The sequence below is a fragment of the Nonomuraea sp. K271 genome, assembly GCF_009908215.1.
Classification (GTDB): Bacteria; Actinomycetota; Actinomycetes; order Streptosporangiales; family Streptosporangiaceae; genus Nonomuraea; species Nonomuraea longispora.
This window is the reverse complement of sequence record NZ_JAAAHR010000024.1, coordinates 36,408-57,668: the sequence shown is the minus strand read 5'-3', so window position 1 is coordinate 57,668 and position 21,261 is coordinate 36,408. Positions and strand designations below refer to the sequence as shown.

The following is a 21,261-nucleotide window of genomic DNA, read 5'->3' as shown; positions in this document are numbered from 1 at the left end:
GTTCCCCCACCGCGGGCCGTAGCAGGCTCTCTGTCGTTTCGGCCGGTGGCCGCACACCAGGTCAGCGGGCGGAGGTCCGCACCACGTCCGCGAACGCCCTGGCCACCGGGCGCCAGGTCGCGACGAGGTCGCTCTCGGCCTCCTTGACCTCCGCGTTCAGCTCCTCGGCCCCTTCCAGGGCCGTCTCCCTGGTCCAGGACGCGAAGATCTCCGGTGTGGCCTCCGGGTGGAACTGCACCGCCCACGCGGCCTCGCCGAGCCGGTAGGCCTGGTGGGGGTAGGGCGAGCCGGTCATCAACGGCACCGCGCCGTCGGGCGGCCGCGTGATGACGTCCTGGTGGTACTGGACGGCCACGGCCGTGCCGATCCCGGAGAAGAGCCGGTCGGAGGCGGCACCGGGCAGGGCGCGCACCTCGCGGGCGCCCACCTCCGGCCCGTGGGAGCCACGCTCGACGGCTCCGCCGCAGGCCATGGTCAGCAGCTGCGCCCCCAGGCAGATCGCCAGCGTCGGCGTGCCCTCCTCGGCCGCCCGCCGCAGCAGGTCTCGGGTGACGGGCTGCCAGGGGCTGCGCTCGTCCTCCCACGCGGCCGCCGCGCCGCCGAGCACGATCAGCCCGTCTCCCGGGCGTGCGGGGACCTCGTCGCCCAGGTACGGCCGTACGACGTCGCAGTCGAGTCCCAGCCAGGCCTTCAGGTATCCGAGCCCGGCCTCGGCCTCGTGCTGGATGACGGTAACGCTCATACCAGCCCATTATCCGGAAATTCTGAAGCAAGGTGCTACATGTCGGGAGGAACCGTCCGGGTCGGCGGCACGTTTGACCGCCTGCCCGGCCGCGCATATCCGGTCTGAGGCACCGGAAGGGGAACTCGTGAAGATCGTCGCTCTCGAGACCGTACGGCCCGCCGTACAACCCAACCTGCTGTTCGTCCGCCTGCACACCGACACAGGGCTGACCGGGCTCGGCGAGGCGTTCTTCGGCGCGCGGACGGTGGAGGCGTACCTGCACGAGAGCGTCGCCCCCGTCCTGCTTACGGCGTCGTCACGCCGGGCCGCGAGCCCGGCCACGGTGTACGGCTGCGCGAGGGCGACCTGGCCGCGCAGCGGCACGTCTCCCGCCTGTGACCGCGATCTCCTCAGGCGAGCCGCGCGCCGGTGACGGCGTGGTGTCAGCGTGAAGCGATCCAGGTGGCGCGGGCGGCGGCCACCAGGGTGCCGTCGTCCTCGTAGATGGCGCTCTGCCCGAACATCTTGCGCCCGTCGCGGCCGGTCGGCCGGGCCACCACGGAGTAGCGGCCGCCAGGGTGGACCGGGCGGTGGATCTGCACGGCCAGCCGCCCGAGCAGCGCGGTCTCCCCCGGGCCGAAGTGGGCCCAGCCGGTGATGCAGTCGAGCACCGCCCCGACGATCGAGGCCCGAACGCCGTCCTCGCCCGTCACGGTGAACGGCACCCGCCATCCGGCCGCCACCATGTCGGTGCCCTCCACGGGCCCGGGGAAGATGCGCAGGCCGTCGCCGGGCTCGCGCATGCCGCAGGCGAAGCACTCGGCGAACGGGTGCGCCCGCAGCCCGACGAACCCCGCCTCGGCGCGGGCGGCGTCGGTGAACGGCACGAAGCCGGGCCCTTCCAGGTCTTCCGCCACGGGGATCGCCTCGACCAGGAGCCGCTCGCCGTGGGAGAGGGAGACGGAGTTGGCCACGTGTTCGAGGCGCAGCTCGGTCTCCAGCGGGGTGGGAGCGTGGAGTGTGACCTCGACGGCTGATCGGCCACCGTTCAGAGCCTCCGCCATGGTGCCCGCTATCCAGCCGCCGTTGGCGATCCCCACCGGGCCGCGGAAGCGCTCGGGAACGGTCAGCACGGTCTGCAAGGCAGCCGTCGTCATGCCACACCCTCCTATATCGCCGCCTATGGCGAAAAGTCCGTAAATGTCAATAGAAGCAGGCCGATTTTAACCAGACTCCCGATTCCCGCAGATGCCGGGGTCTCGCGGCTGATCGACACGACCTACAACGCCTCGACGAGGTCCGTTGCTTCCCACCGGCCGCGCGGTCACGCCTGCCGGGGACGTTAGGTGTCTCACATCGCGCGGACGTGAGCCGGAAGTGAGAAGGAACGAAAATCGGCCTCACCCCGGACCACTGCCGGGAGTGAGGCCGATCAAGGCGTCAGGCCGTACCCTATCCCGGCTTCTCCGCCTCCCGCGACCAATCCGCCGATAGCGGCCGCAAGCCACAGGTCGTCCCCGTCCGGCCCGGCTCTCACCACATGCCTGGCCCCCAGGGCGCGCGTCATGGCCCCGCGTCCGCGAGTGTCTAAGGCACGCGGTCCCTCGCCTGAAGGGCAAGGGACGGGTACGTTGATCATGCGGGGGTGGGCCTGTGCGGGGCGCGAGAGTGCGGTACCCGCCCGGATCCCTGGTCATCCTGACCGGGCTGCCGGGCGCCGGCAAGACCACCCTGCTGCGCCGCCTGTACGCCCTGCGCGGCACCGAGAGCAGGCCCGTCACCGTGGACGGGGCCGTGGTGATCGACTCGGCGCAGGCCAAGCGGCACTGGCATGGCAGGCTCGCCTGGATGCCGGGCTCGGTGCGCCGCGCCGTGGTGTTCGCCACCCATGCGGGCCGCATCCGGCAGGCGCTCGCCGGCGGCCGACCGGTCATCGCCCACAACCGGGGCTGCGGACCGTACGTGCTGAGGGGGTTCGCGTGGCTGGCGCGGCGTCACCGGGCCCGCTTATACCTGCTGCTGCTGGACGCGTCGCCGGAGGCGGCGCTGGCCGGGCAGCGGGCCAGGGGCCGGGTGGTGGCGCCGCGCACGTTCGCCCGCCACCAGCGGCGGTGGGCCGGCCTGGTGGCGCGGGTGAAGAACGGAGACCCCGCGCCAGCGGCGGGCGCGCTGATCGTCGACCGGACGGAGGCGGCCCTGCTGGAGGCGGTCACCTTCGGCGACGGCGAGCTCCCGCGGGAGATCCGGATCACCGGGTCGTCGCCCGAGCACGACGGCTGACCGCGAACGATTTTTCTCCCGGGGTCGTGTCGATCCGGGCAGTCGACCGGCGGGCCGGCCGGCTCGTTGCGAGGGATCGGTACGCATGCTATCTTCTCGGCCGAAAGATCTGCATGCGTGACAACAGGAACCCTGAGGGAGGTGAGGTTGCATGACCGTCGTGATGATGGCCGCCATTCGCGGCATCCGGTCCGTCCTCACGTCCCAGGGCCTTGGCTAGCCTGCCGCAGACGGCTCGCACGGGCCAGGGCTCTTTCAGCAAAGGGTTCTTCCGTTGTCCTCCCCTCATTGTTCTGCCGGCCTTTCCGCGTACGGCTGGAACGCAGGGCTCGAACGGTCCTTCGCCTCCCATCGCTCCGCGGGGCTCATCCCCGTCCGCGTCACCGGTGTCGACCGTCGCGCGTGCGACGTCATCTCTGAGGCGGGCCCGCTCCGGGCCCGCGTGTCGCTTCCGGCAAACCCGGACGCGGCGTCGTCACCCTGCGCCGGCGACTGGCCGGCCCTCCGCCCCAGCCAGGGGCCCGAGCTGGTGGCCCGGTTGCCGCGCCGCGGCGCCCTCCCCGTGATCGTGCTGACCGAGGCCGATCAGCCGGCGGACCCCGGCTCGTCCGCGGCCGAGGTCGCGCGGCCGGCGCCCGGGGTGCAGATCATCACGACGAGCGCCGTCACCCGCCAGGGCCTGGACGTGCTCGCGGCGGCGCTGACCGGCACCGCGGTGTGCTCATCGACATCCCGGGGCTGCGCGGGATCGGCCTCCAGTGCCGCCCGGCTGCGGGCCCGGCACGGTGACCGCGAGAAGGCCCTCACCCGCTCGCTCCGCGAGACCCACGCCTTCAGGGACCGGCGGCGACGCTCGTGACCGGGCCGGCCGTGGGGGCGACGCGCCCACACGGCCGCCATCGCCACCCACCTACGACCATCAGAGGGACACGTGTCCGACTTCATCGACGACCCGGTCGTCAACGCGCTCATCACCCTGCATCACGGCCTGCCCCGCCAGGGGCCCGGCTCGGATGCCACCACCCGGCGGCTGCTGGCGCTGGCCCGCCCGCTCCCCGGCCGTCCCAAGGTGCTGGACCTGGGTTGCGGCCCCGGCCGCGCCTCGCTGCTGCTCGCCGCCGCGGGGGCGGAGGTCACCTCGATCGACACCCACCAGCCCTACCTGGACGAGCTGCGCGAGGCCGCGGCCCGGCGAGGCCTGGCCGAGCGGATCCGCACCGTGAACGTCTCCATGGCCGAACTGCCCTGCCCCGACCACAGCTTCGACATGATCTGGGCCGAGGGCTCGGTCTATCTCATCGGCTTCGACCACGCCTTGCGGTCGTGGCGGCGGCTGCTCACGCCGGGCGGCGTGCTGGTCGTCACCGAATGCGAGTGGAGCACCTCGGACCCCGCTCCGGAGGTTCGCGCCTACTGGGAGCAGGCCTACCCCCTGCGCGGCGCGGACGAGAACACGGCCGCCGCGGCAGCGGCCGGTTACCGCGTGTGCGCGACGTACCGGTTGCCGGACAGCGACTGGTTCGAGGAGTATTACGCTCCTCTCGGGGCGCGGGCCGACGCCGCCGACCTTTCGGTTCCCGGCATGGCGCAGGCCGTCGCCATGACCCGGCAGGAGATCGGGCTGCGGCGCGACCACGCCGACGACTACGGCTATACCGGATATGTCCTACGCGTCGACGGCACGGACGCTGCCACGCCGGCCATGTCGTAGCCCGCCCGGACCCGCGGGGCCGCTGACCTGGCCTGTTCACGGCGAGCTCGGGCTCCGCCGTGAACAGGCCCCTTCACAACACCGGCAGGTAGCGGCCGAGCTCGAACTCGGTCACGGTGCGGCGGTATTCGTTCCACTCGGCCCGCTTGTTGCGCAGGAAGAAGTCGAAGACGTGCTCGCCCAGTGTCTCGGCCACCAGCTCGCTGCGTTCCATGACGGCGATCGCCTCGTCCAGCGACCCGGGCAGCGGCTGGATGCCGAGGGCCCGCCGTTCGGCGCTGGTCAGCGTCCACACGTTGTCCTCGGCGGCGGTGGGCAGCTCGTAGCTCTCCTCGATGCCCTTCAGTCCGGCGGCCAGGATCAGCGCGAACGACAGGTAGGGGTTGCACGCCGAGTCGAGCGAGCGGAACTCGATGCGCGTCGAGCCGCCCTTGTGCGGTTTGTACATCGGCACCCGGACCAGCGCGGAGCGGTTGTTGTGGCCCCAGCACACGTAGGAGGGCGCCTCGCCGCCCTGGCCGGCGATGAACTCGGCACCGCCCCAGAGCCGCTTGTAGGAGTTGACCCACTGGTTGGTGATGGCGGTGATCTCGGCGGCGTGCCTGAGCAGCCCGGCGATGAACGAGCGCCCGATCTTGGACAGGCGGTAGTCGACGCCGGCTTCGTAGAAGGCGTTGCGGTCGCCCTCGAACAGCGACATGTGGGTGTGCATGCCGGAACCCGGGTGCTCGGTGAACGGCTTGGGCATGAACGAGGCCCAGATGCCCTGCTCCAGCGCGACCTCCTTCATGACCAGGCGGAAGGTCATGATGTTGTCGGCTGTGGTGAGCGCGTCGGCGTAGCGCAGGTCGATCTCCTGCTGGCCGGGCGCGCCCTCGTGGTGGCTGAACTCCACCGAGATGCCCATCGACTCCAGCATCATGATCGCCTGGCGCCGGAAGTCGTGGCCGGAGCTGTGGGGGGTGTGGTCGAAGTAGCCGCCCGAGTCGATCGGCTCGGGCCGCCCGCCCGGCTCCGGCCGGTTCTTCAGCAGGAAGAACTCGATCTCGGGGTGGGTGTAGAAGGTGAAACCCATGTCGGCGCACTTGGCGAGCGTGCGCTTGAGCACCCAGCGGGGGTCGGCGTGCGACGGCGAGCCGTCGGGCATGAGGATGTCGCAGAAGATGCGCGCCGCGCCCGGCGTCTCGCTGCGCCAGGGCAGGATCTGGAACGTGGCCGGATCGGGCTTGGCCAGCATGTCGGACTCGTAGACGCGGGCGAAGCCCTCGATGGCCGAGCCGTCGAAGCCGATGCCCTCGGCGAAGGCGCCCTCCAGCTCGGCGGGGGCTATCGCGACGGACTTGAGGAAGCCGAGCACGTCGGTGAACCACAGCCGGATGAACCGGATGTCGCGTTCCTCGAGCGTGCGGAGCACGAACTCCTGCTGGCGGTCCACGGCATCCCCTCAAGACGACAGTACGGGTCTCGTACCCAGGATGCCGTGTCCGTGTTTCGCACACGTTACGAGGGGTGCCGGTGAGGGCGCCCGGGAGGCCGCCGGGGAACAAGCCGGTGCGAGCCTCGCTGACAAAGGGCCCGCCCCGACTTACTGTGATCACGCAGTCAGTCTCGGGGGAGGCATTGGTGGCTATCGACCTGCTCAATCACAAGCTCGATCGAGCGTTCGACCACATCGACGCGAACGGCAACGGCGTCGTCGAGCGTGAGGACCTGCTGGGTCTGGGCGCCCGCATTCTGGTGGGCTTCGGGGAGTCCCCCACCTCGGTCACCGGGGCGAGCCTCGTCGGCAGCTTCGACGGCATCTGGTCGACCTTGTCGCTGGCGCTGGAGCGCGACGGCGACTCCGGTGTCACACGGGAGGATTTCCGTAAGGGGATGACGGCGGCGTTCGTCACCGGCGACCGTTACGACCCGGTGTTCAGGCCGGCGACGGTGGCGGTGGCGGAGTTGTGCGACGCCGACGGCGACGGGAATGTCGGCCCCGCCGAGTTCCGCACGCTGTTGTGCGCGTTCGGCGTGGCCTACGACGACGTGGACGAGGCGTTCGACCGGCTCGACCGGGAGGGCAGGGGCACGCTCACCGTGGACGGGCTGGTCAGGGCCGCTGCCGAGTACTACAGGAGCGACGACCCCAACGCCGCGGGCAACTGGCTCTTCGGGCCGCTGTGAGAACCCCGGTGAGAACGACGGTGAAGACGACCGTGAACACCACCACGAGCACCACCGTGTTCGCCACGGTGCGCACCGCGTTGCGTTCGGCCCTGACGTCCATGCTGCCCCTGCCGCGCAGGGGCGGCTCGGCCGCCGTGGCGCTGCTGCCGCTGACCGAGCGGGTGCCCGCGATGGCGGCGCCGTGCCGCATGCACCCGGCCGTGTACGCGATCGAGGCCGCGGTCATCGACTGGGCCAGGCGCACCGGCCTGCGCGCCGATCCCGGCGTCGGGTTCCACCGGATGGCGGGCCGGGCCTTCGCCGAGTTCGACGCGGCCGCGGCGGCGTTGTTCGCGCAGTGGCTGACGTGGCTGTTCCACCTGGACGACGAGTTGGACGAGGGGTCGTGCCGGCTCGACGTCTTCGACGGCATGCTGAGGGGCGCGGCCGGCCACCCGCTGGAGGCGGCCTTCGCCGACCTGTGGCGGGTGACGAGCGCGCGGATGAGCGACCGGTGGCGGTCGAGGTTCGCGGTGGGGTTGCAGCGCCAGCACGACGCCTGCCGTACGGAGGCCGACAACAGGGCGGCCGGCCGGATGCCGACGCTGGAGGAATATCCGGAACTGCGCAGGGGCACGGTGGGGCCTTACCTGTACGACCTGGTGGAGCCGTGCCTGCGGGTGGAGGTGCCGGGCTGGGTCCATGACGGCGAGCCCTGGCGCCGGCTGGTGGACGCCTGCAGCGACGTCACGGCCTGGTGCAACGACGTGGCCTCACGGCCGAAGGAGCGCGGCGACGTGCACAACTTCGTCGTGCTCGCGATGCGCCAGCTCGGGTTGGGCGAGCGGGAGGCGACCGCGTGGGTGCTGGACCGGATCGCCGACCGATGTCAGGACATGCAGGAGGCGGCCAGGCTGCTGCCGCTCGCCGATCTCGCGCCGAAGGCCGCCAGGGACGTCAGCAAGGTCGCCTGCGCCTATTTGGCGGCGCCGCGCGCCCACCTCGACTGGCTCCTGGAGTCCCAGCGCTACGCCTGACCTCACCGCGGTCGGACGTTGCGCCGGGTTGTCACGAGCCGCCGCACGCGAGCGTGTCGCCCGTGGGGGTGCGGCGGTAGACGACCTGCTTGCCGACCCGCATCCCGACCGTGAGCCCGCTGCCGCTGAGCACGCCGAGGTGCTGGCTGACCGCGCCCGGGGTGAGCGACATGCGGGCGGCCAGGGCCGAGGTGGTGGCGGGCTCGGCGAGCGCGAGCAGGATCTGCGCCCTGCTCCGCCCGATCAGCGCGGCGAGCGCGCCGGGCGCGGGCGGCGGGCCCTGCTCCCACAACGTGCCCGCGCCGAGCACGGGGTAGACGAGCATCGGCTGGTACGGCGCCGTGATCACCCCGACCGACGGCCACCAGAACGCGCTGGGCACCAGCACCAGGCCGTCGCCGTGCACCCCTTCGACCGCGCACCACGGCCGGTCGATGACCAGCCGCTCCCCCGTCCAGGTGACGCCGGGGTCGAGCGTGGCGAACAACCGGCGCGCGCCTCCCTCGGCCAGCTGGCGGGAGCGGCGCAGCACGTCGCGTTCCAGCAGCCCGTACACGCGGGGCCAGAACTCCGCGAAGCACGTCTCCCAGTACGCCTCCAGCGCCCGCGCGATCCTCGCCACGCCGGCCTCGGGGTCGGCCGCGAACCGCTCGATCACCGCCCGGTCGGTCCCCTCGATCCGCAGGGCCTCCCGCCGGGCCGTCTCGGGCGGCGTACGCCTGACCCGGTCGAGTTCGGCGGCGAAGTCGGGCAAGGGCGTGTCGGGCGGCGGGGTGATGAAGTCGGCGAGGTAGCCGGTCGGCGGGACGAGCGCGAACAGCTCGCTCAGGTCGAGCCCGGCCAGCCGGGGCCGGACGGCCTTGATCCAGGGCAGGTGGAGTGACTGCCGGGCGGGTTTCTGGAGGGTGCGCAGGCTCGCGACGAGCTCCCACATGGGGGAGAACGCGAACCGGATGCGGGCGACGTCCTCCGGCGTGAGCACCCAGGTGACCGTCATGGTTTTAGTGTGCCCTAAATCGTTCGCCGCCCATAAGTGGAAATATCACTATTCCTTGCGTGTCACGAATCGTTGTTCAGAAGCCGTCGGACCCGCCGCTGAAGCGGTCCTTCCTCCATGCCATGGTGGGCGGGCTGCCCCGCCCGTTCTGGGCCCTGTGGGGCGGCACACTGGTGAACCGCCTGGGCACCATGGTCGTCCCCTTCACCGGCGTCTACCTGACGCAGAGCCGCGGGCTGTCGCTGGCCGCGGCCGGTCTCGTGATGGGCGTCTTCGGGGCGGGCTCGCTGCTGTCGCAGCTGCTCGCCGGGGTGCTCACGGACCGGATCGGCCGCCGGGCCACACTGTCGGGCGGCATGCTGGCCACCGCCGTGAGCATGCTGGCGCTCGGCTACAGCTCCACGCTGCCGGCGATCCTGGCCGCCATGTTCGCGCTCGGCCTGGTGATCGACGTCTACAGGCCCGCCTCGAACGCCCTGGTCGCCGACCTGGTCTCCCCCGCGGAACGCCCCCGGGCGTACGGGCTGCTGTTCTGGGGGATCAACCTCGGCTACGCGGTCGGCATGACGGCCGGCGGCCGGCTGGCGGAGCTCGGGTTCGTCTGGTTGTTCTGGATCGACGCGATCTCCTGCGTGGTCTTCGCCGCGCTGGTGTGGCGGGCGGTGCCGGAGACCAGGCCGGAGGCGAAGAAGTCCGCCGGCGGCTTCGGCATGGTGCTGCGCGACCGCGTGATGGTGGGGTTCACTCTGGTCGTGCTGGGCCACGCGCTGCTCTACGCGCAGACGATGACCATGCTGCCGGTGGCGATGACGGAGGTCGTGAAGCTCTCACCCGGGCAGTTCGGCCTGGCCATGGCGCTGAACGGGGTGCTCATCGTCCTCGTGCAGCCGCTGGTGTCGGCCTGGCTGGGGCGCAGGGACGCCGCCCGCACGTTCGCGATGGGAGTGGCCGTGATGGGGTTGGGGTTCGCGATGACGGCGTACGTCACCAGCACCACCGGGCTGGCCGTGTCGATCGCGGTGTGGACGACCGGGGAGATCATCGTCGCCGGCGTCCCCGGTGCCGTCGTCGCGGCGCTCGCTCCCGCGCACCTGCGCGGGCGGTACTCGGGAGTGTTCGGCTTCGCATGGTCGCTGGCCGCGGTGCTGGCGCCGCTGCTCGGCGGTCCCCTGCTGGAGCTGGGGCCGAAGGCGTTGTGGTTCACGATGGGCGGCGTCGGCGCGGCCGCGGCGCTCGGCATGCTGGCCCTCGGACCGGCGGTCCGGCACCGGCAAGCGGCATAAGTCACTTTTCGTCTCTAGGACGATAAATAGCGTGACGTATTAGGCTGAGCGCGTGGCTCAACTGCGGATTGCCCTGGCACAGACCAACCCGACCGTCGGCGATCTGGCGGCCAACGCGGACCGGCTGGTCGCGTGGACCCGGGACGCCGCCGAGCGCGGCGCCCACCTCGTCGTCTTCACCGAGATGTCCCTCACCGGCTATCCCGTCGAGGACCTCGTGCTGCGCACGTCGTTCGTGGACGCCAGCATCAGGACCCTGGAGGAGGTGGCGCGCAGGCTGGAGCGGGAAGGGCTCGGCGAGCTTCCCGTGGTCGTCGGCTACGTCGACCGCGCCGGCCTGGCTCCCCGTACCGGCCAGCCGAAGGGCGCGCCCCTCGACGCCGCCGCGCTGCTCCACAAGGGCGAGGTGGTCACCCGCACGGCCAAGCACCACCTGCCCAACTACGGGGTGTTCGACGAATACCGCTACTTCGTGCGCGGCGACCGGCTGCCCGTCTTCCGGCTGCACGGGGTCGACGTGGCCATCGCGGTGTGCGAGGACCTCTGGCAGGACGGCGGCCCCGTGTCCGTCGTCGGGCAGTCGGGAGCCGGGCTGCTCGTCGTGCCGAACGCCTCGCCGTACGAGAAGGAGAAGGACGACGTCCGCCTGGAGCTGTGCGCGCGCAGGGCGCGCGAGGCGGGATGCGCGCTCGTCTACGTCAACCAGGTCGGCGGGCAGGACGAGCTGGTCTTCGACGGCGACTCGATCGTGGTGGACGGCTCGGGCGAGCTGCTGGCGCGGGCCGGCCAGTTCAAGGAGGAGCTGCTGGTCGCCGACCTCGACCTGCCGGCCTCGCGGGAGGAGACGGGGACGTTCCCGTACGACGCGGGCGACGGCACCACGATCACGGTCGAGCGCCTGGTGTTGTCGCAGGACCCGGTCGAGCCCTACGCCCCCGAGCCCGCCCACGTCGCCGAACGGCTGGACCCGTGTGCCGAGGTCTACTCCGCGCTCGTGCTCGCCGTCCGCGACTACGTGGCCAAGAACGGATTCGAGTCGGTCATCCTGGCTCTGTCGGGAGGCATCGACTCGGCGCTGACGGCCACCATCGCCTCGGACGCCATCGGACCCTCGCGGGTCCACGTCGTGCTCATGCCGTCCCGCTACTCCTCCGACCACTCGCTGACCGACGCGGAGGAGCTGGTGCGCAGGCAGGGCGTCAGGTCGAGGATCGTGCCGATCGCGGAGATCGTCAACGCCTATGAGAAGGAGATCGAGCTCTCCGGCCTGGCCGCCGAGAACATCCAGGCCAGAGTGCGCGGCATGATCCTCATGGGGCTGTCCAACCAACACGGCCACCTGGTGCTGACGACGGGCAACAAGAGCGAGCTCGCGACGGGCTACTCCACGCTGTACGGCGACTCGGCGGGCGGCTTCGCCCCGATCAAGGACGTGCCGAAGACGATGGTGTGGGAGCTGTCGAGGTGGCGCAACGCCCACCGCGACCCCTTCTTCCTGATGGAGGCCGAGCGGCCGATCCCGGAGAACTCGATCACCAAGGAGCCGAGCGCCGAGTTGCGGCCCGGGCAGCGCGACACCGACTCGCTACCGCCGTACGAGGTGCTGGACCGGCTGCTGGACGACTACGTGGAGAAGGACATGGGATCGCAGGAGCTCATCGCGGCCGGGCACGATCCCGAGCTGGTGACGCGGGTGATCAGGCTGGTTGACATGGCGGAGTACAAGCGCAGGCAGTATCCGCCCGGCCCCAAGATCACCCCCAAGAACTTCGGCCGTGACCGCCGCCTGCCGATCACCAACAGGTGGCGCGAGAGCACGACCTGACCCGTCACCCAGGACGCGGCCTGGCGAGCCGTCACCCTGGCTCACAGGTCCGGGTGAGCCGCCGCCGTGGCTCACAGCCGCGCACGGCCGTGGAGATCCTTGCCACACCGGTCGTGCGGACATTGGCCGGCAAAAGCGTAACCAGTGCGTTACGCTTTTCTGGTGGACGACGTGGCAGGAGCGATCGCCGACCCGGTGCGGCGGAGGATCATGGTGATGCTGCGCGACGGGCGGTTGTCCGCCGGGCAGATCGCCGAGCGGTTCGCGATCAGCAGACCGGCCGTGAGCCGGCACCTGCGCGTGCTGAGGGAAAGCGGCCTGGTGCGCGACGAGCTCGCCGGCAGGCAGCGCCTCTACGCGCTCGACCCGGGCGAGCTCGACGAACTGCTCGCCTGGCTCTCCCAGTTCGCCCGGCCCTCCGGGTGGGAGCGTCGCTTCGACGCGCTGGAGACAGAGGTGTACCGGACCCGCCGCGAGCGCCGCCCGACCGGGGACGCCGACGGCAGACAGGGCCAGTACGGGCGGCTTTCAGATAAATTGCCCGGTCAGTACGGCCCGCGAGAGCCGTCCGTGCACCGCACCGACCTGGAGGCCGACCTACCGTGACCCTCGACGTCGACCTGCTGGCCATCGAGATCGGTGTCATCTGGCGCCTCGACGACCGCGGCCGTCTGCCCGGGCCGGAAGACCTGGTGATGGGTGTGGCGGCCGACGGCATGACCGCGGTGGTGGGACGTGACGTGCCCGGCGCGCTCGCCGCCCGGCTGCTCGACCTGGTCGCCCGCGGCGTCCCTTCATCCCCAGGTCAGCCGCCGGAAGTGCTGGAGCAGTGCCGCGCGCTCCTCGGAGAGACGACGGTGTCCGGCGGGCCGTGCTACCTGATCCCGCCTCCACCGGTGCTCTTCGACGCTCCTGTGGCCGTGGTGCTTCGGTCGGACGACCCGGCGCACGCTGAGCGCGTACGCTCTCTGCGCCCCCAGAACTGGGCCTGCGATGAGTGGGACGACCTCCTCGACGGCCGCGACGGCGCGCCCTGGGCGATGGCCGTGGCGGACGACCAGGTGGCCGCCGTCTGCCACACCGCGCGTCTGACACCGGCCGGCGCCGAGGCCGGGGTGTGGACGGCACCCGCGTTCCGTGGCCGCGGCCTCGCCGCGGCCACCACCGCCGCCTGGGCCGGTCTCCTGCCGGGCACCCGCCTGTTCTACAGCACGAGCGCGGACAACCACTCCTCGCAGCGGGTGGCGGCCCGGCTCGGGCTCCGCGCCATCGGCTGGTTGTGGAAGCTCACCCGCTGACACGACCCCGCCGACACCCCGCCCGAGTTCCGAACGGACGGCACCACCTCCACACACGGACACCCGTTCCGGGGCTCACCCGCCGGTGCCGCCTGCGTGCAGGACCTCCCGGTCCCAGCGGGACCTCGGCTGGGTGTGCAGGCGCCAGTAGTGCTCGGCGATGTCGTCCGGGTCGAAGTCCGTGCCGGGCGCGACGGGCCCGGCCACGGTGACGCTGGCCACGTGCACACCCGACGGCCCCCACTCCTGGTCGAGCATGTCCACCAGGGTGCGCACGCCCGCCTTGCCGAGCGAGAGGCTGGTGTAGGCCGCCTTGGGCTCGGGCATCCCGCCGGTGATGAGGAACGAGCCGCCGCCGCGCCGGGCCATGGCCGGCACGACGTGCGCGGCCGCGACCAGCGCGCCCACCACGTTGACCGCCCAGGTGTCGAGGTGCGTACGCATGCTCGCCTCGGCGGGCGTGTCGGGCCGGATGACGGCCGCGTTGTAGACCACGACGTCCGGCGTGCCCAGCTCGGCGGTGGCCGCGTCGAGCGCGGCGCGCAGTTCGTCCTCGTCGGCGCTGTCGGCCCGGTAGGCGCGCGCCCCGTCCATATCCAGCGCCGTCCCTGACCGTGAGACGAGGGCGACCTCCATGCCCTCCTTCGCGAACCGGCGGGCGACGGACCGCCCGATACCCGGTCCTGCGCCGATCACCACCACACCCGGCATCATCAGCTCCTTCGCGTTGTTGCCGTAGAACAGTGAGACAGTAAGGCGTCACATCGATGTGAAGGTCAAGGAAACACATGCGGATCGGTGACCTGGCCCGCGAGACCGGGGTGAGCAGGCGGCTACTGCGTTACTACGAGGAGCAGGGCCTGCTCAGGCCCGTGCGGCTGCCCAACGGCTACCGCGACTACGGCGACGCGGACGTGGCCGCCGTCCGCCACATCCGGGTGATGCTGGCGGCGGGCCTGCCGACGTCGGTGATCGCGCAGTTGCTCGACTGCGTGCATGACGACGGCGGGCGGATGGTGCCGTCCGGCTGCCAGGGCATGGCCGGCAGCCTGCGGAGGGAGCGCCGGCGCATCGCCGAGAGCATCGAACGGCTCCAGACCTCCCAGCGGGCGCTCGACTCCCTGCTGGCCGCCGTCGCGGAACAGCGATGACCGCGTAGGACGGCTCCAGCCCGAGCCGTCCCGTCAGGACGGGTCCAGCCGGACCCACCCCGTCAGGGCGGCCGTCGATCACTACGCCTGGATGATCGCGGGTCAGAGACACCAGCCGCGCAGGCGCGCGCCGTGCGGTCCACGGCGGCCGCCTCGGAGGCTTGGCGATCGGGGTCGGAAACCCGGCATCGCCCGACTCAACCGGGTGGCAGGCGAGTCGCGATGCCGTCGAGGACGAGGTCGAGCCCGAGCAGGAACTGGGCGTCGAAGTCGCCGTCGTCGACCTGCGCGTGCCGGGCTAGGTCGCCGACGTGGTCATCGAGGTGCCGGGTGACCTTGCCGCGGATCTCGGCGTCGGCTTCGGGCGTGCGTACGGTGTCCCACCAGGTGTTCTCCGAGGCGACGAAGCCGTTGACGTACGAGCTCAGCGTGCCGACGGCGGCGGTCAGTGTGGCGCCGCTCAGCCCGGCGCCGGCCAGTGCGGAGTAGAACCCCCGGGAGCGCGCCAGCGCGTTCGGCCCGAGCAGGGGGCGGGTGGCGGTGAGCGTCGGCACCCAGGAGTGTCGCCGCATGACCTGCCTGCTCTGGGTGAGCTGGCGCACCAGGAGTTCCCGCCATGGTCCGGCCCCGGGAGGTTCGATCTCGCCGATCACCTCGTCGAGGGCCAGGTCGAGGACGTCCTCCTTGCTCTTGACGTACTCGTACAGCGACATCGTGCCGGCGCGCAGGCGTGCGGCGAGCGCCCGCATCGAGAACCCGGCCACGCCCTCGGCGTCGAGCAGCGCGACGGCGGCCTCGACGATGCGCTCGCGTGACAGGCGTGGTGCGCGCGGCCGGGCGTCGTCGCGGAACCAGATGGACTCCGGCATGCTCCAACCCTTCCGTGCACTGTACGGAAAACCGTACGGCTAGCTTAGGCCACCCGGCACGAAAGAGGAAAAGTCATGAAAGAACAGCAGTGGCAGCACGACCACACGATGCTGGCGTTGCGGGTGAACCGGCTGCTGGGCGGCGGCATGCTCATCTACTCGGGTCCGCAGGAGTGGAGGGCGGCGGCGGAGTCGGAGCCGCCCGCCGACCCGGGTGAGCTGGCCGCGGAGGCGGACCGGCTGCTGGAGCTGGCCCCGTCGGCGTACCTGGCCGCGCAGGTGCGCGCGTTGCGGGCCGTCGCCCGGCGGCTGGACGGCGAGCGGCTGCCCCTGTCCGAGTACGCGCGCGAGTGCCTGGGCCTGGAGCCCCGGCGTCTGCCCGAGGAGGTGTTCGAGCAGGCGCACGCGGAGTTGGACGCGGCCCTGCCGAAGACGGGTGGTTCGCTGGCCGGCCGGATGCGGACGTGGCAGGCGGCGCACACCCTGGAGCCGATGGAGCGGCTGCCGGAGCTGGCGGCCAGGGCGGTGGCCGAGACGCGGGCGCGGACGAGCGCGATCGTCCCGCTGCCGGCGGAGAAAGTGGAGGTCCGGCTCGTGGAGGGGGTGGCCTTCCACGCGGCCGGCGACTACGAGGGCGGGCGGAAGTCCACGATCCACGTCAACAAGGCGATCCCGTTCAACGTCGCCGACCTGCTGTACGTCATCGCGCATGAGGGCCATCCCGGGCACATCGCCGAGTCGATGCTCAAGGAGGACCTGGACGACCAGCGCGTACGGTTCATGTTGTCGCCGTCGTTCGCGCTCAGCGAGGGGCTCGGTCTGCTGGCCGAGGAGATCGTCTTCCCTGGCGACGAGGCGCGGACGTGGCTGGACGAGCACATCCTGCCCGAGGCGGGCGTCCGGCCCGACGGGAGCGACCTGGCCGCGATCCACCACGCGAAGAACGTGTTGTGGGGCGTGTGGGGCAACGCCGTGTTCATGGCGCACGAGGGCAGGAGCGAGGCGGAGCTGGCCGCGTACCTGCGCCGGTGGGCGTTGTACGGCGAGAGCGAGGTGGCGCTGGCGATGGGGCTGATCCAGCCGTCGCCGACCAGCCCGTACCTGTTGGCATATTTCCACGGATGGGAGCTCCTGCGGTCGTGGGCGACCACCCGCGACCGGGTCCGCCGCCTGCTCACCGAGCAGCTACTTCCCGCCGACATCGCTCCCTGACCCGCGCCGCGCGATCAGCGCCTCGACGCCGTCGAGCAGCAACTCGAGGCCGAAGCGGAAGTCGCCGTCGTCGGCCCATCCTTCGCCCCCGCGCAGCGCGCCTCCGCGCACCGCGGCCGACAGGGCCGGATAGGTCCCGGGGTCGAGCAGCCCGGCGAGGACCTCGCCGTAGGCGTCTGCCCCTTCGACGCCCGCGTCGTCGGACCGCGGATCTCCGCCGCCGGCGGTGGTGATGAGCGCCGCGTCGGTCAGCGCGTAACCGGCCAGGGCACTGGCCACGTTGATCTTCTCACCGTCGTCCAGCCCATGCCGTCCAGTGCGGCGAGCAGGCGGTCGAGCCAGAGCAGCCGCCGCGGTCCCAGAGGCGGGGATAGCCGCACGATCGGCAGCAGCCACCGGCGCTCGAGAAGCATGTCGCGCTGGGCGCGGGTCCAGAGCGCGAGGTAGTCGCGCCAGGGCCGGCCGGCGGGCTCAGGCGGCACCGGCACGACGAAGTCGGCATCGCGGTGAGCAGCTCTTCCTTGCTCCCGACGTATCGGTCGAGCGCCGTCGCCGCCACCCCGACCCGCGAGGCCACGGGGCTGGTCACGGGATATGTCCTGGCGATGTCCGCCCTGGCGGCCGTGTGGGGACTGCTGGTCAAGTCGACCCAGGCGGCGGGGGCCTTCAGCTTCGCGGTGCTCTTCCTGCCGTACGTCTCGGACGGGATCGTCCCCGCGGAGACGAGGCCGGGGGTGCTGCGTGACTTCGCCTGCAACCAGCCGGCCACGCCGATCATCGAGACGCTGCGGGCGCTGCTCCTGGACCGGCCCGTGGGCTCGTCGGTGGCGGCGGCGTGGCTGGCCGGTGCGGTGGTGGTCGGCGTACCGGTCGCGGCCCTGCTCTTCCGCCGCAGGACCGCCAGCTAGCCGGGCCGGCGAAGCGTGCGGCCCGGGCACAGGGGCAACGGCCCCAGGGCCGAGGGGCGCGCCGCTCCGGTACGAATCAGGGGCGCGCGGCGATCCCTGCCATGACCACGTCGACGACCCGTTCGGGCAGGCCGGGGTCGAGCTCGCCCTCGGGCCCCCACTTCGTGTGCCAGAGCATCGTTCCCGAGAGCAACGCCATGCCCATGTCGACGTCCAGGCCGGGGTCGAGCTCGCCGGAGGCGATGCCGCGCTCGATCACCGCGCGCATCGCCTCCCTGCGAGGCGTGATGGCCCGCTCGACGAACCGCTCCATCAGCCGCGGATAACGATCGGCCTCGCTCATCGCGATGTTCATCACGCAGCGGCTGCGGGGCTGGCCGGCTTCGGCGCGCATGGCGCCGAGCAGACTGATCAGGTCGTCGCGTACGGAGGTGCCGCCGAGCTCCGGCAGCGGCGCCTTGAGCGTGGCCAGGGCGTCGACGATCAGATCTTCCTTGTTGGACCAGCGCCGGTAGATCGTGGTCTTGCCCACGCCTGCCCTGGACGCGATCGCCTCGATGGACAGCTCGGAGACACCCATGCCTTCGCCGAGCAGGTCGAGGGTCGCCTCGATGATCGCCTTCTCGGCCTTCTCGCTGCGCGGACGGCCCGCGGGGCGGGCAACCGCTGGTTCCTGGATCGTCATCGCGGCCTCACACTGTAGCGGGTTCCCTCTGTTCCGTCTGCTGTACGGGGCGGGGCTTGCCGGGCATCCACCGTGCCACGACCACGACGCCCAGCAGGGCCACCACCGCCGACACCATGGCGGTGACGTGCATGCCCTCGACGAACGCGGCGTACGCCGGCTTGACCAGCGCCTGCCCCTGCTCTCCCAGGGACTGGGCGACGGTCATCGTCCCCATGATCGACTCTCCGGCGGCGTGCCGGGCGTCGGCGGGCAGTGCGGCCAGCACCGGTGCCATCTCGCCCCGGTAGCTGGACGACAGCACCGAGCCGAGCACTGCCACGCCGAGCGCGCCGGCCAGCTGGCGGACGGTGTTGCTCATCGCGGACCCCACACCGGCCTTCTCCCTGGGCAGCGCTTCCATGATGGCGGTGGTCGCGGGAGGCATGATGTTGGCCATCGCCGCACCCTGCACGAAGAAGACGATCTCGATCAGCACGATCGGCGTGTTCTGGTCCATCAGAGCGTAGCTGCTCAGCGCCATGGTCACCACGATCAGGCTCACCGTGGCCGACAGCTTGGCACCGAACCGCTCGTTCACCCGCTGGCTGAGCGGCGAGAAGATGAGCTGCGCCGCGGCGAACGGGATCATCAGCGCCCCCGCCTGCACCGGCGTGAAACCCAGCACGATCTGCAGGTAGAAGGTCAGAAAGAACATCGCGCCCATCATCGCGAAGAAAACGATGCCCATCATGCCGATGGCCGAGCTGAAGCGCACGTTGGCGAAGTTGCGGACGTCGAAGACCGGGTGGTCGATGCGCCGCTCCCACCACACGAACACGCCCAGCACCGCCAGGCCGAACACCGTCGGCACCAGCACCTCGACGCTGGCCACGGTGCCCAGCGCGCCGCCGCGGATGATGCCGTACACGATGGCCACCAGACCGACGATCGACAACGCCACACCCAGCGGGTCGAGTCTCGACGGCTTCGGGTCACGCGACTCGGGCACGACCGTGGAGATCAGGACCAGGCTGACCAGCACGATGGGCACGTTGATCAGGAACACCGAGCCCCACCAGAAGTGCTCGATCAGCAGGCCGCCCGTGATCGGGCCGATCGCCACCGCGAGACCGACGCCCGCGGCCCACACGCCGATGGCCTTGCCGCGCTCACCGGGCGGGAAGACATTGGAGATGATGGCCAGCGTGGCCGGCATGATCGCCGCGCCGCCGATGCCCATCGCCGCCCTCGCCAGGATCAACTGCGTCGGATCCTGGGCGTAGGCGCTGGCCAGCGAGGCCAGCCCGAACAACACCATGCCGATGAACAGCATGCGCTTTCGCCCTGTTCGGTCACCGATCACGCCGAACGTGAACAACAACCCGGCGAACACCAGCGTGTAGGAGTTGATCGCCCATTCGAGCTCGCTCTGGGTCGCCCCCAAGCCCACCGTCTCGTCGGCGATGGTCTTCATCGCGACGTTGAGAATCGTGTTGTCCAGCACGACGGCCAGCAAGCTGAACACCAGCACACCGAGGATCGCCCATCGGCGTGGATGCCCCGTCTTCGGGTCCATGACAAGGTCCTTAATTTCGATACGTCTAAGTTTCGCAACGACACCGTAGCGCAATACATTCCGATACGCAACGGTGCCGTTTCGTAAATAGGGGGTGAACGGCGTGAACATCCGGAAACACGGCGGCCACCCCTCCCTCGGCGCCGCACCGGCTGGACGCGACCGCGCCGGCAGTCGCCGCCGGAGCCGGCCGTAGATCAGCTCACGAGGGGACCGCGTTCAGGCCCGTGCCTGGCTCGTCCGCGCCGCCATCGCGCGTCCCCTCCACCGGCACCACGGCTGCCTGCGCCACCGGCGCCTCGAGAACTTCCGCCGCCGGGCGGCGGCGCCAGAACGGGAGCGCGACCACCACCATGGCCACCCCCGCGGAGCCGGCCACGGCGAACGCCCATGCCGGTCCCGTCCCGTCGATGACGGCCCCCGCGATCGGCGCCGAGGCGGCGCCACCCACCAGCAGCGCGGTGCCGTGGAAGCCCATCGCCTCTCCCCTCGCTCCCGCGGGCACCCAGCGGGTGAGCACGTCGACGGTGGACGAGAGGGACGGGGCGCAGAGCAGGCCCGAGGGAAGCAGCGCCAGGACGAGCCAGTGCCAGCCGCCGCCCACCAACCCCACGGGAACGGTCAGCAGGCCCATCGCCCCGATGAGGGGCAGTGGCGAGAACCCGCGGGACAGGCCTCCGTACAGGAAACCGCCGATCAGGGAGGAGACCGACCAGACGGCCACGGCGAGGCCGGCCCACGCTGTCTGGCCGGTGTGCTCCATGGCGGCGACCAGGGCGAGCTCGGCCCCCGTGAGCACGAACGTGGCCGCCGCGACCGTGCCCAGCAGCGCCACGAACGCCGGCGTGACCCACTGCCGCCTGGGCACCCTGACCGCCGGCTCCGCGCTTTCGCCGGCCGAGCGGGTGGGCGGATTGACCACGATGAGCCCCACGCCCGCGGTCGTCACCCCGACCCCGATGGCGGCCATCGTCGGGCCGCTGCCGAGCGTCGTGACGCCGGCCACCGCGAGCGCGGGACCCGTCATGTAGGACAGCTCGACCAGCATCGAGTCGAGCGCGAAGCCGCTGCGCCGCTGGGCCTCGGGCACCATGGCGGCCAGGCACTGGCGCGTCACGCTGAACACCGGCAGCGCCAGCAGCCCCGCCACCGCCGCCGCCACGAGGAGAACGGGGAACGGCAGCGCCCACGCGCACGCCCAGAACGCCGCCTGCGCCACGGTGGTGGCGGTGACCACGGGACGCAGCCCGTGCCTGTCGACGAACCTGCCCGCCAGCGGCGAGCCGACCGCCATGCCGATCGTGCTGGCCATCGTGACCAGCCCGGCGCGGGCGAAGCCCAGGTCCAGCGTCGTGGCGACGTGCAGGGTCAGCGCCAGGCCCACCGCCGTGGACGGGATGCGCGCCAACAGCCCCACCAGCAGCAACGTGGGGACACCCGGAATCGCGAACAGCCGCCGGTAGGGGTCGAGAGCCATGGTGTTCGTTACCTCCGCGGTGATTCTGGCAAGAGGCACCGACAGTTCCGCCACCGGTTTTCCGCGCATGCCATCATCGGAGGAGTCCGGGTACG

Annotated in this window: 22 protein-coding genes and 1 pseudogene; 13 read left to right on the top strand and 10 right to left on the bottom strand. The window is 71.4% G+C overall.

The genetic code is table 11. The annotated features are described in order from the left end of the window. Window positions 1-61 precede the first annotated feature (61 nt). Window positions 62-742, bottom strand: coding sequence for a type 1 glutamine amidotransferase (locus GUY59_RS11470; protein ID WP_138199641.1), 681 nt, complete (start codon window positions 740-742; stop codon window positions 62-64). A 127-nt stretch (window positions 743-869) separates the two neighbouring features. Between GUY59_RS11470 and GUY59_RS11465 the strand changes: the two genes are divergently transcribed. After that, a complete protein-coding gene (locus GUY59_RS11465) occupies window positions 870-1,157 on the top strand; it encodes a hypothetical protein (protein WP_138199642.1) in 288 nt (95 codons plus the stop codon). A gap of 10 nt (window positions 1,158-1,167) precedes the next feature. Here GUY59_RS11465 and GUY59_RS11460 read toward each other — a convergent pair whose 3' ends face one another. Beyond that, window positions 1,168-1,881 (bottom strand): PaaI family thioesterase, encoded by a 714-nt coding sequence (locus GUY59_RS11460; RefSeq protein WP_132330278.1) that lies wholly within the window; start codon window positions 1,879-1,881, stop codon window positions 1,168-1,170. Window positions 1,882-2,377: 496 nt separating this feature from the next. Between GUY59_RS11460 and GUY59_RS11455 the strand changes: the two genes are divergently transcribed. From GUY59_RS11455 to GUY59_RS11445, 3 genes are all read left to right on the top strand, one after another. Continuing rightward, on the top strand, window positions 2,378-3,004 hold the full coding sequence (locus GUY59_RS11455) for an AAA family ATPase (RefSeq protein ID WP_138199643.1): 627 nt from the start codon (window positions 2,378-2,380) through the stop codon (window positions 3,002-3,004). A gap of 442 nt (window positions 3,005-3,446) precedes the next feature. Next, window positions 3,447-3,863, top strand: a complete 417-nt coding sequence (locus GUY59_RS11450) for a hypothetical protein (protein WP_138199644.1) — start codon at window positions 3,447-3,449, stop codon at window positions 3,861-3,863. A gap of 72 nt (window positions 3,864-3,935) precedes the next feature. Then, the gene (locus GUY59_RS11445; protein WP_212746152.1) at window positions 3,936-4,715 is read left to right on the top strand and encodes a class I SAM-dependent methyltransferase; all 780 of its coding nucleotides are present in this window, start codon (window positions 3,936-3,938) and stop codon (window positions 4,713-4,715) included. A gap of 73 nt (window positions 4,716-4,788) precedes the next feature. On the opposite strand, the gene glnA is transcribed toward GUY59_RS11445, so the two are convergent. After that, entirely contained in the window at window positions 4,789-6,150 is a 1,362-nt protein-coding gene (glnA, locus tag GUY59_RS11440; protein ID WP_132330282.1) for a type I glutamate--ammonia ligase, read from the bottom strand. Window positions 6,151-6,338: 188 nt separating this feature from the next. Here glnA and GUY59_RS11435 point away from each other — a divergent pair, with 188 nt between their 5' ends. Both GUY59_RS11435 and GUY59_RS11430 read left to right on the top strand, forming a co-directional pair. Continuing rightward, entirely contained in the window at window positions 6,339-6,884 is a 546-nt protein-coding gene (locus tag GUY59_RS11435) for an EF-hand domain-containing protein (protein WP_132330284.1), read from the top strand. A 20-nt stretch (window positions 6,885-6,904) separates the two neighbouring features. Continuing rightward, window positions 6,905-7,903, top strand: a complete 999-nt coding sequence (locus GUY59_RS11430; RefSeq protein ID WP_201760733.1) for a terpene synthase family protein — start codon at window positions 6,905-6,907, stop codon at window positions 7,901-7,903. Window positions 7,904-7,934: 31 nt separating this feature from the next. On the opposite strand, the gene GUY59_RS11425 is transcribed toward GUY59_RS11430, so the two are convergent. Beyond that, window positions 7,935-8,900 (bottom strand): ArsR/SmtB family transcription factor, encoded by a 966-nt coding sequence (locus GUY59_RS11425; protein ID WP_138199646.1) that lies wholly within the window; start codon window positions 8,898-8,900, stop codon window positions 7,935-7,937. Window positions 8,901-8,959: 59 nt separating this feature from the next. Here GUY59_RS11425 and GUY59_RS11420 point away from each other — a divergent pair, with 59 nt between their 5' ends. The 4 genes from GUY59_RS11420 (at window position 8,960) to GUY59_RS49935 (ending at window position 13,306) form a co-directional block, all read left to right on the top strand. Then, window positions 8,960-10,183 carry an MDR family MFS transporter gene (locus GUY59_RS11420; protein ID WP_252374844.1) on the top strand — a complete coding sequence of 408 codons (1,224 nt, stop codon included), beginning with the start codon at window positions 8,960-8,962 and terminating at the stop codon, window positions 10,181-10,183. Between the two features lie 52 nt (window positions 10,184-10,235). Then, entirely contained in the window at window positions 10,236-12,008 is a 1,773-nt protein-coding gene (locus GUY59_RS11415) for an NAD+ synthase (RefSeq protein WP_138199647.1), read from the top strand. A 162-nt stretch (window positions 12,009-12,170) separates the two neighbouring features. Continuing rightward, window positions 12,171-12,614, top strand: coding sequence for a metalloregulator ArsR/SmtB family transcription factor (locus tag GUY59_RS11410; protein ID WP_138199648.1), 444 nt, complete (start codon window positions 12,171-12,173; stop codon window positions 12,612-12,614). Further along, window positions 12,611-13,306 (top strand): GNAT family N-acetyltransferase, encoded by a 696-nt coding sequence (locus tag GUY59_RS49935; RefSeq protein WP_201760732.1) that lies wholly within the window; start codon window positions 12,611-12,613, stop codon window positions 13,304-13,306. The genes GUY59_RS11410 and GUY59_RS49935 overlap by 4 nt, the downstream gene beginning before the upstream one ends. A gap of 75 nt (window positions 13,307-13,381) precedes the next feature. On the opposite strand, the gene GUY59_RS11400 is transcribed toward GUY59_RS49935, so the two are convergent. Then, a complete protein-coding gene (locus GUY59_RS11400) occupies window positions 13,382-14,020 on the bottom strand; it encodes an SDR family NAD(P)-dependent oxidoreductase (RefSeq protein ID WP_236667044.1) in 639 nt (212 codons plus the stop codon). Window positions 14,021-14,094: 74 nt separating this feature from the next. On the opposite strand from GUY59_RS11400, the gene GUY59_RS11395 reads away from it, so the two are divergent. Then, window positions 14,095-14,457 carry a MerR family transcriptional regulator gene (locus tag GUY59_RS11395; RefSeq protein WP_138199649.1) on the top strand — a complete coding sequence of 121 codons (363 nt, stop codon included), beginning with the start codon at window positions 14,095-14,097 and terminating at the stop codon, window positions 14,455-14,457. Between the two features lie 197 nt (window positions 14,458-14,654). On the opposite strand, the gene GUY59_RS11390 is transcribed toward GUY59_RS11395, so the two are convergent. After that, window positions 14,655-15,326: a TetR/AcrR family transcriptional regulator gene (locus GUY59_RS11390; RefSeq protein WP_138199650.1), complete on the bottom strand. Its 672-nt coding sequence runs from the start codon at window positions 15,324-15,326 to the stop codon at window positions 14,655-14,657. A 75-nt stretch (window positions 15,327-15,401) separates the two neighbouring features. Here GUY59_RS11390 and GUY59_RS11385 point away from each other — a divergent pair, with 75 nt between their 5' ends. Further along, complete coding sequence (locus GUY59_RS11385; protein WP_138199651.1) at window positions 15,402-16,538, top strand: DUF885 domain-containing protein; 1,137 nt, start codon at window positions 15,402-15,404, stop codon at window positions 16,536-16,538. On the opposite strand, the pseudogene GUY59_RS11380 reads toward GUY59_RS11385, so the two are convergent. After that, window positions 16,512-16,951 (bottom strand): annotated as a pseudogene (locus GUY59_RS11380) (TetR/AcrR family transcriptional regulator C-terminal domain-containing protein). The gene GUY59_RS11385 and the pseudogene GUY59_RS11380 sit on opposite strands and share 27 nt — an antisense overlap. Before the next feature lie 108 nt (window positions 16,952-17,059). Here GUY59_RS11380 and GUY59_RS11370 point away from each other — a divergent pair. Continuing rightward, window positions 17,060-17,446 carry a hypothetical protein gene (locus GUY59_RS11370; protein WP_138199653.1) on the top strand — a complete coding sequence of 129 codons (387 nt, stop codon included), beginning with the start codon at window positions 17,060-17,062 and terminating at the stop codon, window positions 17,444-17,446. A 76-nt stretch (window positions 17,447-17,522) separates the two neighbouring features. Here the strand turns inward: GUY59_RS11370 and GUY59_RS11365 are convergent, their stop codons facing one another. From GUY59_RS11365 to GUY59_RS11355, 3 genes are all read right to left on the bottom strand, one after another. Further along, window positions 17,523-18,131, bottom strand: a complete 609-nt coding sequence (locus GUY59_RS11365) for a TetR/AcrR family transcriptional regulator (RefSeq protein ID WP_132330297.1) — start codon at window positions 18,129-18,131, stop codon at window positions 17,523-17,525. 7 nt (window positions 18,132-18,138) lie between these two features. Further along, window positions 18,139-19,689: an MFS transporter gene (locus tag GUY59_RS11360; RefSeq protein WP_138199654.1), complete on the bottom strand. Its 1,551-nt coding sequence runs from the start codon at window positions 19,687-19,689 to the stop codon at window positions 18,139-18,141. Between the two features lie 202 nt (window positions 19,690-19,891). Continuing rightward, entirely contained in the window at window positions 19,892-21,166 is a 1,275-nt protein-coding gene (locus GUY59_RS11355) for an MFS transporter (RefSeq protein WP_138199655.1), read from the bottom strand. Window positions 21,167-21,261 lie beyond the last annotated feature (95 nt).

Bases quoted from the DNA above. Each gene is read 5' to 3' on its own strand.
- GUY59_RS11470 (WP_138199641.1), bottom strand. From the start codon at position 742: ATGAGCGTTACCGTCATCCAGCACGAGGCCGAGGCCGGGCTCGGATAC.
- GUY59_RS11460 (WP_132330278.1), bottom strand. From the start codon at position 1,881: ATGACGACGGCTGCCTTGCAGACCGTGCTGACCGTTCCCGAGCGCTTC.
- GUY59_RS11425 (WP_138199646.1), bottom strand. From the start codon at position 8,900: ATGACGGTCACCTGGGTGCTCACGCCGGAGGACGTCGCCCGCATCCGG.
- GUY59_RS11400 (WP_236667044.1), bottom strand. From the start codon at position 14,020: ATGATGCCGGGTGTGGTGGTGATCGGCGCAGGACCGGGTATCGGGCGG.
- GUY59_RS11395 (WP_138199649.1), top strand. From the start codon at position 14,095: ATGCGGATCGGTGACCTGGCCCGCGAGACCGGGGTGAGCAGGCGGCTA.
- GUY59_RS11390 (WP_138199650.1), bottom strand. From the start codon at position 15,326: ATGCCGGAGTCCATCTGGTTCCGCGACGACGCCCGGCCGCGCGCACCA.
- GUY59_RS11385 (WP_138199651.1), top strand. From the start codon at position 15,402: ATGAAAGAACAGCAGTGGCAGCACGACCACACGATGCTGGCGTTGCGG.
- GUY59_RS11365 (WP_132330297.1), bottom strand. From the start codon at position 18,131: ATGACGATCCAGGAACCAGCGGTTGCCCGCCCCGCGGGCCGTCCGCGC.
- GUY59_RS11360 (WP_138199654.1), bottom strand. From the start codon at position 19,689: ATGGACCCGAAGACGGGGCATCCACGCCGATGGGCGATCCTCGGTGTG.
- GUY59_RS11355 (WP_138199655.1), bottom strand. From the start codon at position 21,166: ATGGCTCTCGACCCCTACCGGCGGCTGTTCGCGATTCCGGGTGTCCCC.